The sequence below is a fragment of the Moritella dasanensis ArB 0140 genome (assembly GCF_000276805.1).
Taxonomy (GTDB): domain Bacteria; phylum Pseudomonadota; class Gammaproteobacteria; order Enterobacterales; family Moritellaceae; genus Moritella; species Moritella dasanensis.
Genome location: NZ_AKXQ01000046.1, coordinates 1 through 14,717, shown reverse-complemented (window position 1 = coordinate 14,717; position 14,717 = coordinate 1). Strand labels below are relative to the sequence as shown.

Below are 14,717 nucleotides of genomic sequence, written 5' to 3'. Positions count from 1 at the left end.
TAACACGATGAACCAGTTCTAATAATCGTTAGACACGCATTATTTAGAATGATTTATCAGTTAAAATAGCACGTCAGTAAATATGAAAAAACCAGCTTAGGCTGGTTTTTTACTTTCTGGGATATGGGGATTAGGAGTTAGAGATAAGGGATAAGTTCGAAGAGGTTCAGACTGTCAGTTAAGGCGATTAAAGACGGCTTGCCCGCCGTGAACCCATCCATGGGGGCTTGGGGTTTGCATCCATGCCAACAACAGCAGCCTTACTTTAATTGCCTCGCTTTTACTCAATTTCGAGTTAATAATCTAGTAAGTAATTAATAGATATCAAAGCTTAGTTATATTTATTATTTCTCTTTCAACAATAATATCCGCGCTTCAAAATAATCAGGGAATGTTCTGTAGGTATTAATATAGTCATCCCAGTTTTTGAAGTAACCGCCAAGGTAATCGAGCTGGTATTGGTTATTCTCAAACGCCCCACCCGTGTCTGCTAATACGGTTAAACGACTTTCGCCATTGTGAGTCAACATAATTAACTTACCTAAACCTAAATGCGCTAAATCACCTGCAACCGTCACTAACGGATAAACAGGGATCTTATAATTAGCATCTTTACCGTAACCCATCACCGACTCGGTTTTCTTGAAGTACCAATAACGTCCCTGCTCTTCCTTCTTCAAATTACGTTTATAACCGATGCCATTATTACGATGCACGTTAAAGAACTGACTGGTGATCTCGGCACTATTGTTATCACCACTCGAAATGTCGACTTTGACAGTGCCCTGCATTAACGAATCTTCTAAATCATAACGTGATAGCCACACCATCGGCTCTGCTAATTTATCTTTATCCAAAATACCGGTAATGACGTCTTGCTTGGTCAGTTGATGACGAGTCAAACTCAGATCAGCATTCGCTTGCTCAAGCGTGAGGTCTTTTTCATCATTCGGAATGGCATATAACGCATAAGGGGTTTCAGGCGTTTGCTTTGCCGTTCCCTTCGCAAGTTTAATATAATATTTGGTCAGTAAAATTTTATCGTCAGGAATATTTTTCAACAGCGGTTTATCTTTGGCAAAGCCCTGCGCTTGGTTTTTGTCTGGCATCCAGCGGATCACGTCAAAATGCTTGGCAATAAAATCAGCGTCCATTAAACGGCTTTCAGTACCCGCTAATTTATCTTCTTGCTCTACTTGGCAAATAAAATTAAGGGTGCGTTTTACGCGGTCTAAATCGCCACCAAATTGCGCTGTTATACCCGCGGTGATAATACCGGAATCATAGTCTTCCCCCAAATTAAGGTAATCCACAGAACCTTTGGCCACTTCACACAGTTCAGCGTTAGATGACGTCACCATTTCGCCAATTTCAGGTTTGGCCTCTAACTGAAAAATAGGATTTACAGGTACGTTCGCAGCAGAGTTAAAGGCCACCAGCAGAGTAAAGGGTAATAATGCACTTAGTTTCATCATTTTAACGATCTCGATATTCGAAAATAAACAGCTATTATTAATCATAACAAGAATAAATATTCCCGTATTCACAACTTACAAATGTACATTTATTACTCTGACGTAAATCAAAACGACAAATTTTAAACACAGGTCTGTAATGTAAACCAAGCAAAATATAAACTCTAGTCACTATTTTCGGCAATCGTCGTTAATCCTGCTGACATCTGTTAATTAAGGTAAAGGAATGCATTTTTTAGTCATTACAAATTTAGTATGGGCTTTTTCATTTAGTCTCATCGGTGTTTATCTAGCAGGACAAGTGGATGCTTGGTTCTCGGTATTATTCCGTATCGGTTTAGCCATGTTGGTATTCATCCCATTTTTACGCTTGGGTAACCTCGCCCGTTCGACCATTATTAAAGTCATGGCTATCGGCGCTTGTCAGCTGGGTATTATGTATGGTTTCTATTATCAATCGTTCTTATTATTATCCGTCCCTGAAGTACTCCTGTTTACGGTGTTCACGCCTATCTATGTAACCTTAATTGATGACTTATTACATTCACGTTTCAGCCCTTGGTATTTAGGTACTGCGATCATCGCGGTATTAGGTGCTATTGTCATTAAATACGCAGGTATTAATGAAGGTTTTGTCATTGGTTTCTTAGTTGTACAAGGCGCGAATATTGCCATGGCGATTGGCCAAGTGGCTTACAAGAAATTATCAGAAAATGAATTAAAAGGTGTGAAGCATAGCGAAGTATTTGGCCTGTTCTACATTGGCGCATTCCTGGTTGCTGCAGTCGCATTTATGTTGCTAGGTAGCACTGAAAAAATGCCAACCACCACAACACAATGGGGCGTACTCACTTACCTTGGTATTATCGCTTCTGGTCTAGGTTACTTCATGTGGAATAAAGGCGCATGTTTGGTTAATGCTGGCACATTAGCGGCAATGAACAACGTACTTGTACCATTAGGTTTGTTAGTAAACTTGGTCATTTGGAATCGTGATGCTGACTTAGTTAAATTGGCGTTAGGCGGTAGTATTATTATTCTGTCATTGGTGTTTAATGAAACTGTGGTTAAGAAACGCGTGTCGAAAAAGGCGCCTGCACTGTAATTATTAGTGCTAATTCAGTAAGCACTAATACAGTAGACAAGACCCGCGAATAACGAAAAACCAAGGTGATGATCCTACCCCATTACATCACCTTGGTTTATTCTCTATAAATTACATTATATTCTCTGCTACAATCCCCTTTTTATACGCAAGCAGATCTCCATGTACTTTTTACTCCCGCTATTCACGGTTATCATCTGGTCAGGCAATTCGATTGTTAATATTTTATCGACCAATGTTATCGCACCCGAAACAATTTCCTTCTACCGCTGGTTCATTGCCTTAATCACGCTTACGCCTTTTTTAATCAAACCAGTATGGAAAAAACGCCACGCGATTAAACCTTATTTACCTAAACTAGCCTTCCTCGCATTACTGGGCATGGCGATTAATCAATCCCTCGCCTACTTTGCTGCGGCGACAACGACAGCAACCCACATGACGCTGATCTTTGCTTTAGTGCCGTTATTAAGCTTGATGTTTAGTGTGCCGATACTCGGACTTTCACTAACCAAAAAGGCCTTGTTCGGGGCGATGATTTCACTGACGGGTTTGGTGTATATGTTAAGTCACGGGAACATCAATAACTTGCTATCTGAAGGCATTAATATTGGTGATACTTACATGCTGATTGCAGCCTGTAGTTACTCGCTGTACGGAGTATTACTCAAACGCTGGCGTCTACCGTTCAACAATTGGATCGCGTTATATGTGCAGATGGTATTTGCGGTAATCATCTTATTACCTGTATTGACGTACCACGGCCAAGTCAGCCTAACCACAGAATCATTACCACTGGTATTATATGCCGCAATACCAACTTCAATCTTAGCTACTTGGTTATGGATGCAGAGTATCCAACATCTTGGCGCAGATAAATCGGCTATGTTCATGAATCTATTACCGGTATTTACTGCAATAATGGCAACCTTCATACTCGGTGAACAACTATCGAGTGAGCAGTTTATTGGCGGTGGATTGGTATTGACAGGTGTTGCGATGACGCAGTTTAAATCGAGAAAGGCCAAAAAGAGAGAAGCGATAGTTCAGTCTTAGTATTAATGGACTGAAAATAACGGACTAACATTGATTTTAGTCCGTTAATACAGAGTAATTAAAGTCGAGCAAAACCCGCTTCTAAATCAGCAATCAGATCTTCAACATCTTCCAAACCTATGTGTAAACGTACTAGCGTACCAGTGAAATCTACATCACCCGCAGGTCGAATACGGTTCAACTCTGACGCTTGGTTAGCCAAAATTAATGACTCATAACCGCCCCATGAATACGCCATACTGAAATGAGCAAAGTTGTCTAAGTAGTTAGCCAGTTGTTCATTGCTTAATTTATCTTTTAAGATAAACGAGAACAAACCATTACAGCCATTAAAGTCACGTTTGTAAAACTCATGGCCTTTACAGCTTGGTAGTGCCGGGTGATTAACACGCTCCACTTCTGGACGCGTACTTAACCAGTTAGCCACTTTAATACTCGCTAGTTCATGCTGCTTTAAACGGATCCCCATGGTACGTAAACCACGGCTCGCCATGTACGCAGTGTCGGCATCAACCATTTGGCCCATTAAGTAGGACTGTTCACGTAATTGTGCCCAGCAGCGTTCATTAGCAACTGCAGTACCTAACATATAGTCTGAATGACCAATAATGTATTTCGTACCCGCTTGAATAGAAATATCAATATCATGCTCTAATGCTTTAAACAAGATACCCGCTGCCCATGTATTATCCATCATGATAATCACTTCAGGATTTACCGCGCGAACCGCTTTTACAATCGCCGGAATGTCTTGCACTTCCATGGTCACCGAGCTTGGCGACTCTAAAAATACCACGCTAGTATTGTCTTGCATTAACGCGGCAATACCCTCGCCTAACATCGGATCGTAATACGTTGTTGCTACGTTCATTTTAGCTAACATCACATTACAAAAATCTTGCGTTGGCTCATACGCAGCACCAGTCATGAGGATATGGTCACCCGCACTGACAAATGACAAGATAGAGTTGGTTACCGCAGCTGCGCCACAAGGATAAAGTGCACAACCTGCACCACCTTCAAGTAGTGTCATCGCTTGCTGCAAAGAGAAATGAGTTTGGGTACCACGGCGACCGTAAAATAATTCACCGTCAGCGCGTTTAGCGGTGGCCGCTTTCTTAGCTTTTACTGAATCAAATACAATGGATGATGCGCGTTGTACTACAGGGTTAACTGAACCGTGTGAGAATTTTCTGTCGCGTCCTGCTGATACCAACTGTGTGGCTAATTTGTCTGAACTCATAGTAATGTCTTTCCCTGCTCACTCGTATTGTGATATCAATTTTGTCTATAAAATCTTTGACCTATAAAAGTACAGTAGCGAAAGATAGGGTGACAGGCAATGAATAACGTAGATTGAAATAAAAAGAATAGCTTAATGCCTTATTCCGACTAAAACTAACCAATAAAATTAAAACTTAATAATACTGAGGGTCAGTAATCATATTAAAGTTCAGCAATAAAAAAGCCAATTAAGTCGAAGTTAATTGGCTTTTTTCTCTTTTATTTAGAACTAAGTACCGCGACGGCCACACACTGAATTAATTAATGTGACCTGTCGCATCAACAGCTTTTGAACCGTCTGATAATTTTATTTTGTTAAAACCATACAACTTATCAGTGCCTGTATTTGGGCAAGTAATTTGAGTGTAAACCTCACCGTTATCGTCACCTGGTACCACAGTACAAGATTTAAATTCTGCTTCAGTTGTTTTTGTCACAACATAAGTATCGTTACCTGCACAGGCGCGAATAGTATTGTTAGCAATGTTACCCTCTAAGATATTATCTTTATCATTACCGATTAAATCGATAGCGTCAGTACCAACAAGTACCGCATTCTTAAGATATTGCGACTTAAAGGTATACTTATCTGCAGCATCACTGCTTTTTTGCATCTTAAATGTTGGCGTGCCAGTTAAAGCCGCTTTAGTATAATATTTAACAACACCTGCAGTTTGAATTCGAGCCGTGTACTGTAAATCACCAGCAAACATTTCTCTCACAAAGTTATCACCGATATTATCTTTTGCACTAATCTGCTCTCGCTCAGTACTGGTATATCCGTCTAGCCCCTTTGTCTTATGTCCGTTCATACCCATAAACGCTTCAAGTACTGCAGCAAGATACTCATGAGAATAAGTTGAGCCAATTTTAGGGTTGGTGTCATCGTCAGCCCAATCTATCCAATCTTGCGCAGTTGGATTCCATGGCTTATTTGTAGCTAAACTCTTATGTATAGACTCAGCACGAGATCTTACTGCTTCTTGGTAAGCGTGAGTATCTGGATTTGAGGCGATACCTTGAGCTTGCACTAAGTGTAGGATTTCTTCAAACGCGGCATCACGATCAGAATGGGCACCTAAATTAGTACAATATTTAGATTCTTTTATAAATTCATTCGTATCTGGGTCTTTTATTGCAGTTGTAACTTGCTCAAAGTTACTCATGTAATGACAATCACCTTCAACAGATAATTCTCGATACTGTAACGATTGGCTATTAACAAGCCATCTAGATAGACCGTCCTTACTATTTAGCATTGTTAACTCATCAATAATTTTATCTTGCTCATTGTCATTTTCAATAACTTCACCATCAGATAAAGTGCTAAAGTCAGTTAAAAAATGAGAGAGGTTATCAACTCTAACAGCCTTGCTAACGCCTGCTTTTGTGATAACGCCTGCTAACAAATCGTGTTTAATTGCGGCAATGGCATATAACTTTATCGTCAGTATATTATTTTCATCCTGATCTTTCGTTAAGATCAACGTTGCTTGACGTTCAGCCATAGTGCGTAGGATAGACGCTTTATCACTGCCGTACGAAGCACCATCTACATCTTGTAATAGATGTTGCATGATATTGCTTGCGCGTATGATTTTCTCATTCTTCGCAGCATCATCTGTCGCGATAATGCGTAGTTTTAATTGAGTACCAGCATTATCAATGAGTAATTCACTGTAACGTGTAAAACCAGCTTCTTTAGCTATAAGCATATCTGCTGGAAACGTTTGTGTAACGACAGGTTGAACGACACCTTTAGTGCGCGAAACGGTCGTAGGGGTAGTGCTACTACCGCTATCAGAATCACAACCTGCAAGCACAATCATGCCAGCCGTTAATAAACACATTCTCAATTTATTTGATATTGCCATTACTGAACTACCCTTAGTTAAAAACAATCTTTACATAAAATTACATAAAGTAACGCATGGTAAAATAATTACAGACGACACTGTGTAAGCGATTGTAAGCATAGGATAAAAGATAATAGGTAGTTTTTTTTCAGCATAAAAACAAAACCCCCGCCTACTTTCAACGAAAATAGACGGGGGTTTAAGTATTATAGTTAATCATCATTGGCCAAGCATAACCGACCAATGTTTGTTAGCAGGACAAATTACTCTTTCGCAGCATTACCTTGCTTGGCAAAGTACTCTTTCGTTAACTTAAATACCACAGGGCTAAGCAGTGCCAGTGCGATCAAGTTAGGTAGAGCCATCATCGCATTTAGCGTATCAGCCAACAACCAAACGAAGCTTAATGAACTTGTTGCGCCAATTGGCACTGCAACTATCCACAAGATACGGAATGGTACAATCGCTTTCACACCAAATAGATACTGCACACATTTTTCGCTGTAGAAACTCCAGCCAAGAATAGTTGTGAAGGCAAATACCGACAGCGCAATCGCCACAATGTAGTTACCTACACCCGGTAATGCACTCGCAAACGCAGCGGAAGTTAATGCCGCACCTGTTTCACCCGATGTCCACGCACCTGATACCACAATCGCCAGACCCGTAATGGTACAAACAACAAGTGTATCAATAAACGTACCTAACATAGCGATAAGACCCTGTTTAACCGGATCGTTAGTTTGAGCAGCAGCATGCGCAATTGGCGCGCTACCTAAACCAGCTTCGTTAGAGAATACACCACGTGCGACACCGAAACGGATTGCAGCCCAAACAGCAGCACCAGCGAAACCGCCTTGTGCAGCAACAGGACTAAATGCGCTTTCAATGATTAATGAAAATGCAGCAGGGATCTCGCTCGCATTCATCGCCAATACAACAACACCAGCACCGATATAGAAGATAGCCATTAGCGGCACTAATTTACCAGCAACATCAGCAATACGCTTAACGCCACCCATTAGCACGAGACCAACCAATACCATCATCACTAAACCAGATACAATTGGCTCAATACCAAAACTACTTGATAAAGCGTCAGCAACTGAATTTGATTGAACTGTGTTACCAATACCAAAACCAGCGATTGAACCAAAGATAGCAAACGCAGTACCGAGCCAAGCCCACTTACTGCCTAAACCATTTTTGATATAATACATTGGACCACCCACGTGGTTACCATTGGCATCTGTTTCACGATATTTAACCGCACAGACTGCTTCAGCATATTTGGTTGCCATGCCGACTAACGCAGTACACCACATCCAAAATAACGCACCTGGACCACCCAAAAAGATAGCCGTTGCAACGCCCGCAATATTACCAGTACCAATCGTGGCAGAAAGTGATGTCATTAACGCATTAAACGGCGAAATTTCACCTTTTTCGCCAGCAGTCGCTTTCCGTCCAGCCCAAAGTAACTTAAAACCCGTGCCTAATTTCAAAATAGGCATTAATTTCAGTCCCAAGGATAGGTATAGTCCTACCCCAAGAATCATGACGAGCATCGGAACACCCCACACGACACTATTAACCGCAGAAATAAAATCTGTTAAAGCTTCCATTTACATCCCTTCCTTAGATTTAAGATAATTCAAAGCGCACATTATCAGGTTATATATTCATCAAACAGGTAAACATAATACCTACAACTGTTTAACATGCAACCATGTGTCGGCAAATTCGTATTCTCAGGCATTATATTTCGGTTTAAAAAACTAAGTCATAACCTTATAAATTTATTTGATATTTTATAGATAGATAGCCTCAAGCCCCGCAGATAAAGGAGAAAGAGAAAACAACATAGTGTTCTATACATAGTCACTCTCAGTATCCAAACATTTTTAAAATACAGTCAAACTTATTAAAAAAAACACAAAAAATAAACACTAAGTTAACAATTCAAGTATAAAAATATATAAATGTAGGTAAAAAAATGAGCTAATGAGACACGTTGTTATTTTTAACTGAGCTAAAGGTTAATACATGAATAATTTAAGAATGCAGAATAAATTACTACTGATTGCCATAGTACCTATGATGATTGCACTGTTCGTTGCGTTAGGCATTATTGCTAATTTACAAGCCAATTCAGTTACCAGCATGATTAATGATCATGAATCACTGTTACGTAGTGAACGTCAAAAACAAATCAGTGACGCAGTAAAAATAACGCAAAAAATAATACAACGAGAAATAATCAATGCTGCGGCGAATAATAAAAACCAGCAGCAAACCCTAACTGATGTGCGAGATTTACTGAAACAAGCCCGCTATGGTGACAACAACCTTGGCTATTTCTTTATTTATGACAGTAAAGGCATCAATATTGCCGACGCAGCCAACGAAGCAAACCAAGGCCAAAACCGCTTTACATTAAAAGATAAAAACGGCGTAATGCTCATCCAAGAACTGATTAAGGCAAGTCAGTCTGGAGGTGGTTTTGTTGAATACGTTTATCCCAAACCTGGTACCGATACAGTACAGCCTAAGTTAAGTTATTCAGCGCCCATTGCGGGGACCGACTGGTTCATCGGTACGGGCGTTTACGTTGATGATATTGAAAGCGATTTAGCTATTTTCAGTGCATCTGCATGGCAACAGCTTTATACCCAAATACAATCCGCTATTATCAGTGCAATTGTGCTGATTATTCTCACCAGTTTAATGATGTTATGGATAGCTAAACGGGTTGCAAACCCAATTAACGACATGCTTAATACCCTCAATGATATTGCCGATGGTGAGGGTGATTTAACCCGCAGACTCGATATTAAAGGCACTGATGAAATAGCCCAACTGGGTGATGCCTTTAATCGATTCACGTCCAAATTACAGTTTATTATCAGTGCAGTGGCCGATGTCACTCATCAAGTATCTGATTCTGCCACAAGCTTAAGCCAGCAGACCAAAAAAACCACCGAACAACTCACCATTCATAATAATGAAACTGACCAAGTCGTGACCGCTGTGACGCAGATGAACGCCACGGCCAATGATGTCGCTGAAAATGTAATCCAGGTCGCTGACGCTACCCACTTAGCAACCCAAGACTCTTTATTAGCGCAAGATAATGTCTCAACATCGAATACCGCCATTACGAACTTAGTTGATAACGTCGAACAAGCCAGTGGCCACATGAACTCATTGCATGAGCAATCACAAAAGATTGATCATGTATTGCAAGTTATCGGCGCGATTGCCGACCAAACTAACTTATTAGCACTGAATGCCGCGATCGAAGCCGCGCGAGCAGGTGAACAAGGCCGAGGTTTTGCCGTTGTTGCAGATGAAGTACGTAGTTTAGCCAGTCGGACACAAGACAGCACATTAGAAATTAAAGTGATGCTCGATGGTTTGCATCAATTTGTCGCCAAAGCAGTAAGTGCGATGAAAACCAGCCAAGAAACCAGTGCGCATGTGATGCAATCATCGACGCAAATTAGCGGTAGTTTATCTGCTGTTACCGATGCAGTTGATGCGATTAATGATATGACGAGTCATATTGCCACCGCTGCGACAGAGCAGAGTTCAGTGACTGATGAAATAAACCGTAACATGATCAACATTCGCGATGTCGTTACCCAGTTATTAGATTCAAGCCATGAAACGACACAAGTATCCACTGACTTATCAGCCGCAGGCGAAGAATTAGAGACCCTGCTTAGCCAATTCAAGCTGTCGTAGACCCAGTCGGGTAATAACGTGCCCGCGCTTATGACGATGAAGAGTTGCCGTGAAAAATCACCATAAACAACAACGCGGGCATGGTATAAATGAACTAGAATATAGGTAACATGATCGTGAGATGTTACCTATGTATTACTTGCTGATAAGCATGCTATTGATTTATAGCAGTATGGTAAATGCTAACCTCGTAGAGCCTGCAGATACGCCCGCTAATAAAGTCGCAGTCCCTATACCTGTGCTGACGATAAAAGGGGCTATTGGTCCTGCCGTCAGCCATTATCTCACCAACGAAATTAACCGAGCAAACAACCAAAGTGGTACGGATACCGACAATAATAGTGGTTCAACACCACCGTTAATCATCATCACCATCGATACCCCCGGTGGTCTTGTCTCTAGCTTGCGTGATATTAACCAAGCTATCTTGAACTCTGATATCCCCATCGCTTGTCTCGTATACCCACCGGGTGCAAGAGCCGCCAGCGCAGGTACCTATATTCTCTATGCCTGTCATATCGCAGCCATGGCAACAACAACCACATTAGGTGCTGCTACGCCTGTCAGCATTGGTAATCCTCTGCCCGGCGGTGGTGATAAAAAACCAGCTAATCCTTATCAACCAACACCCGATGCCGATAACAAACCCGATACTTCAGAAAGCAGCGGCACTGAGCCAACGAGCAGTAAACCACCAGCCTCACCACAAACAACTGAAAAAACAGCCATGGAAAAGAAAGTGCTTAACGATTCGGTTGCCTATATTCGTTCTTTAGCACAGCTGCGTAAACGTAATGTGCAATGGGCAGAATTAGCCGTGACTGAAGCCGCCACACTCACAGCGGTCGAAGCATTAGATAAAAATGTCATTAATTTGATCGCGCAATCACCACAACATTTATTGCAAAAGCTCGACGGAAAAGTCGTCAGCATTAAGCAACAGCAAAGACTACTGACACTAACCAATAGTCCACTGGAACTACGTAAACCCAATTGGCGCAGCAACTTTATAGGCACCATCACTGACCCTAATATCGCTTATATACTCATGCTAATTGGGGTCTATGGCATCTTACTCGAGTTTTACAGTCCGGGTATCGGTATCGCTGGAGTAGCAGGTTCAATCTCCTTATTCATTGCCCTGTATGCATTTCAACTGTTACCACTTGATTATGTCGGACTGGCATTATTATTACTGGGGATTGCATTACTGATAGCAGAGTCGATGTCACCAAGCGTGGGGGTTTTTGGTCTCGGCGGCCTCGTTGCGTTTACCCTCGGGTCGATATTTTTATTCGATACCGACCTACCGCAATTTCAGGTATCGATACAACTTATCGCCGCGCTTGCCGTCGTCTCATTACTGTTCTTTGTCTTTATATTTGGTTATTTATGGGACATACGCAAAAACAAAGTGGTCAGTGGGAAAGAAGCGTTAATTGGTGCGCAAGCCACTGTCGACACAGGGTTCATTGGCCAAGGGCATATTAATATAAACGGCGAGCGTTGGTCAGCTTATAGCCCGCAAAAATTAATCGCCGGACAAGTAGTACAAATCAATGGCATTGATGGCTTAACGCTGATCTTATTGCCACTCACTGAATTGGAGGTTAATGATGCAAGCAATCCTCAGTAGCGGCATGTTATTCACCGGAGCAATTATTTTTTTATTGCTCTTACTCATCATCAGCATGTTTCGGATCTTACGTGAATACGAACGTGGCGTTATCTTTTTTCTGGGGCGTTTTGAAAAAGTTAAAGGGCCTGGTCTGATCATCGTTATCCCCATCATACAACAAATGGTCCGTGTCGATTTACGTACAGTGGTGATGGATGTGCCCAGTCAGGACGTTATCAGCCGCGATAATGTCTCCGTGCGCGTTAATGCCGTGATTTATTTTCGGGTCATCGATCCACAAAAAGCCATTATCAATGTCGAAAACTTCCTGCAAGCCACATCCCAACTGGCGCAAACAACATTACGTTCGGTATTGGGTCAGCATGAATTAGATGAAATGTTAGCCAACAGAGATATGCTTAATACCGATATTCAAGCTATCTTAGATTCCCGAACCGATGGTTGGGGCATCAAGGTATCGAACGTGGAAATAAAACACATTGATTTAAATGAAACCATGATCAGGGCGATTGCACGACAGGCAGAAGCCGAAAGAACACGTCGGGCGAAAGTGATCCACGCATCAGGGGAAATGGAAGCATCGGATAAATTAGTCGAAGCGGCAGCAAAACTTGCTCAAGAACCCAATGCGATCCTGCTACGTTATCTGCAAACCTTAACCGAGATAGCCAGTGAGAAAAACTCAACTATCTTATTTCCAATGCCGTCAGAATTACTGGCTAACTTAATGCCAGGTAAAACCACGAAAACAGAACATAAAACCGATAATGATAATAAATAAGAAGGTCAGCGCGATTGTACTCGTCGAGCTCATATAAATAATGTGTTTAAAAGGCGAACCGGTTATAAATTTTGCGTTTATCATTTCAGTTCACGACCTTTAATTCTTTATTCTTTATTCTTCGCTGGTAACAAAAAAGCATCAATAGAAAACTATTGATGCTTTAGTTGTGCTTCATTAAATATGAGCACGTAAATACTGCGATTCAAATATAAGGATTAAGCTGTTAGTGTGATTTTACCAACTGCTTTTCCTGATCCTAGGAGATCATGTGCTTGTGCGACTTCCCAAATTGAATAGTTGCTTGGGTCAATGATTGGGGTGATCTTGCCTGCATCAACGAGTGTTGCGATTTCAGTTAAAATACGGCCGTGTGATTCATGATTAATACCATGACAAAGTGGGATTAACGTTAATACACTATGGAATGACAAACCTTTCAGTGCCACTTGTAGTACGTTTTCGACAGGTAGAATGGTTGCTACATGACCGTAATATTTTACTGCTTCAAATGACTTCTGGATATTTTCGCCAGCGACAGTATCAAAGATCTTATCAAAACCGGTACCACCAGCATACGCTTGTACATAATCTGCTACGGTTGTTGTAGTGAAGTCGACTAAATTATCTGCACCAACTGTTTTTGCCAGTTCAACGTTCGCAGGAGAGTAAGTTGATGTCACAGTAGCACCAAGCACTTTTGCAAGTTGTACTGCGATGTGACCTACACCACCAGTAGCACCATGGATAAGTACGTTATCGCCTGCTTGCACATTCATTTTGTGTACAAGTGCTTCGTATGAAGTAATTGCAACAAGTGGTAATGCCGCGGCTTGTTTCATTGTTAATGTTTTTGGTTTTTGTGCCATTAAACGCGCATCAACTAACATGAACTCAGCAAGCGCACCGTCAACACCGTTAATACCGCCAGCCATACCGTAAACTTCGTCACCAACTTTGAAGCTTGTAACATCTTCGCTTACTTCAACAACGATACCTGCAACATCACAGTGTAGAACTTCAGGTAAGTTGGCAGACCAAGGCAGTTCAACAGAACGTAACATAGTATCAATTGGGTTTACGCTTGTTGCTTTAACTTCAACAACCATGTGGCCTGATTTTATTGTTGGTTTTGCTTTTTCTACTAATTGAAAAACGTCGCTTGAACCGATTTCTTTAATGATCATTGCTTTCATGGTTGTTACCTTTTTATAAGATTATTTGGGTCTTGCTTCACAAGATGAGGCTATTCTATGCTTTGTCCACATCGCCAACAACAACCTAAAAAGCAAACTACCTTTGCTTTTTAGGCAAAACAAAAGATGACCCCACCCTAACCCTCCCCTACTTTTTATATAAAATAGAAAGGGAGGGGACTAAACAAACTACCAATTACAAATTTTATTTAGCTTTACGTCGATTATGTTCTTACCAGGAATACGGTAAAGGCGAGGCAATTAAAGAAAGGCTGCTGTTGTTGGCATGGATGCCAACCTCAAGCCCCCATGGATGGGTTCACGGCGGGCAAGCCGTCTTTAATCGCCTCAACTGACAGTCTGCACTTGTTTTTGAACTTGCTCCTCCCCTTTTTGTAGGGGGAGGCTGGGAGGGGGTCTGTGGTTAAACGCAAAAAACCAGCCGAGGCTGGTTTTTTCATATTTACTGACGTGCTATTTTAACTAATAATAAAGTAGTCACTCTCTTGCTCCTCCCCATTTTTGTAGGGGGAGGTTGGGAGGGGGTTATAATCAGTTAGAACTGGTTCATCGTGTTA

The 14,717-nt window shown here is 41.4% G+C and carries 10 protein-coding genes; 5 read left to right on the top strand and 5 right to left on the bottom strand.

The window, feature by feature from the left end; genetic code table 11:
• Positions 1-344: 344 nt before the first annotated feature.
• Positions 345-1,475 carry a hypothetical protein gene (locus A923_RS0121600; RefSeq protein ID WP_237716264.1) on the bottom strand — a complete coding sequence of 377 codons (1,131 nt, stop codon included), beginning with the start codon at positions 1,473-1,475 and terminating at the stop codon, positions 345-347.
• A gap of 226 nt (positions 1,476-1,701) precedes the next feature.
• Between A923_RS0121600 and A923_RS0121595 the strand changes: the two genes are divergently transcribed.
• Complete coding sequence (locus A923_RS0121595) at positions 1,702-2,580, top strand: DMT family transporter (RefSeq protein WP_017223768.1); 879 nt, start codon at positions 1,702-1,704, stop codon at positions 2,578-2,580.
• Between the two features lie 162 nt (positions 2,581-2,742).
• Positions 2,743-3,636 (top strand): DMT family transporter, encoded by an 894-nt coding sequence (locus A923_RS0121590; protein ID WP_017223767.1) that lies wholly within the window; start codon positions 2,743-2,745, stop codon positions 3,634-3,636.
• 58 nt (positions 3,637-3,694) lie between these two features.
• Here A923_RS0121590 and metC read toward each other — a convergent pair whose 3' ends face one another.
• The 3 genes from metC to A923_RS0121575 form a co-directional block, all read right to left on the bottom strand.
• Entirely contained in the window at positions 3,695-4,879 is a 1,185-nt protein-coding gene (gene metC / locus A923_RS0121585) for a cystathionine beta-lyase (protein WP_017223766.1), read from the bottom strand.
• Positions 4,880-5,177: 298 nt separating this feature from the next.
• A complete protein-coding gene (locus A923_RS0121580) occupies positions 5,178-6,794 on the bottom strand; it encodes a hypothetical protein (protein WP_026006412.1) in 1,617 nt (538 codons plus the stop codon).
• Between the two features lie 245 nt (positions 6,795-7,039).
• Positions 7,040-8,401 (bottom strand): alanine/glycine:cation symporter family protein, encoded by a 1,362-nt coding sequence (locus A923_RS0121575; protein WP_017223764.1) that lies wholly within the window; start codon positions 8,399-8,401, stop codon positions 7,040-7,042.
• A gap of 421 nt (positions 8,402-8,822) precedes the next feature.
• Between A923_RS0121575 and A923_RS0121570 the strand changes: the two genes are divergently transcribed.
• From A923_RS0121570 to A923_RS0121560, 3 genes are all read left to right on the top strand, one after another.
• A complete protein-coding gene (locus tag A923_RS0121570) occupies positions 8,823-10,523 on the top strand; it encodes a methyl-accepting chemotaxis protein (RefSeq protein ID WP_017223763.1) in 1,701 nt (566 codons plus the stop codon).
• 121 nt (positions 10,524-10,644) lie between these two features.
• Positions 10,645-12,159: an NfeD family protein gene (locus A923_RS0121565; RefSeq protein ID WP_017223762.1), complete on the top strand. Its 1,515-nt coding sequence runs from the start codon at positions 10,645-10,647 to the stop codon at positions 12,157-12,159.
• Entirely contained in the window at positions 12,140-12,943 is an 804-nt protein-coding gene (locus A923_RS0121560) for a slipin family protein (RefSeq protein ID WP_026006411.1), read from the top strand. Before A923_RS0121565 ends, A923_RS0121560 begins: the two co-directional genes overlap by 20 nt.
• Positions 12,944-13,161: 218 nt before the next feature.
• On the opposite strand, the gene A923_RS0121555 is transcribed toward A923_RS0121560, so the two are convergent.
• Complete coding sequence (locus A923_RS0121555) at positions 13,162-14,139, bottom strand: zinc-dependent alcohol dehydrogenase family protein (RefSeq protein WP_017223760.1); 978 nt, start codon at positions 14,137-14,139, stop codon at positions 13,162-13,164.
• Positions 14,140-14,717: the final 578 nt, after the last annotated feature.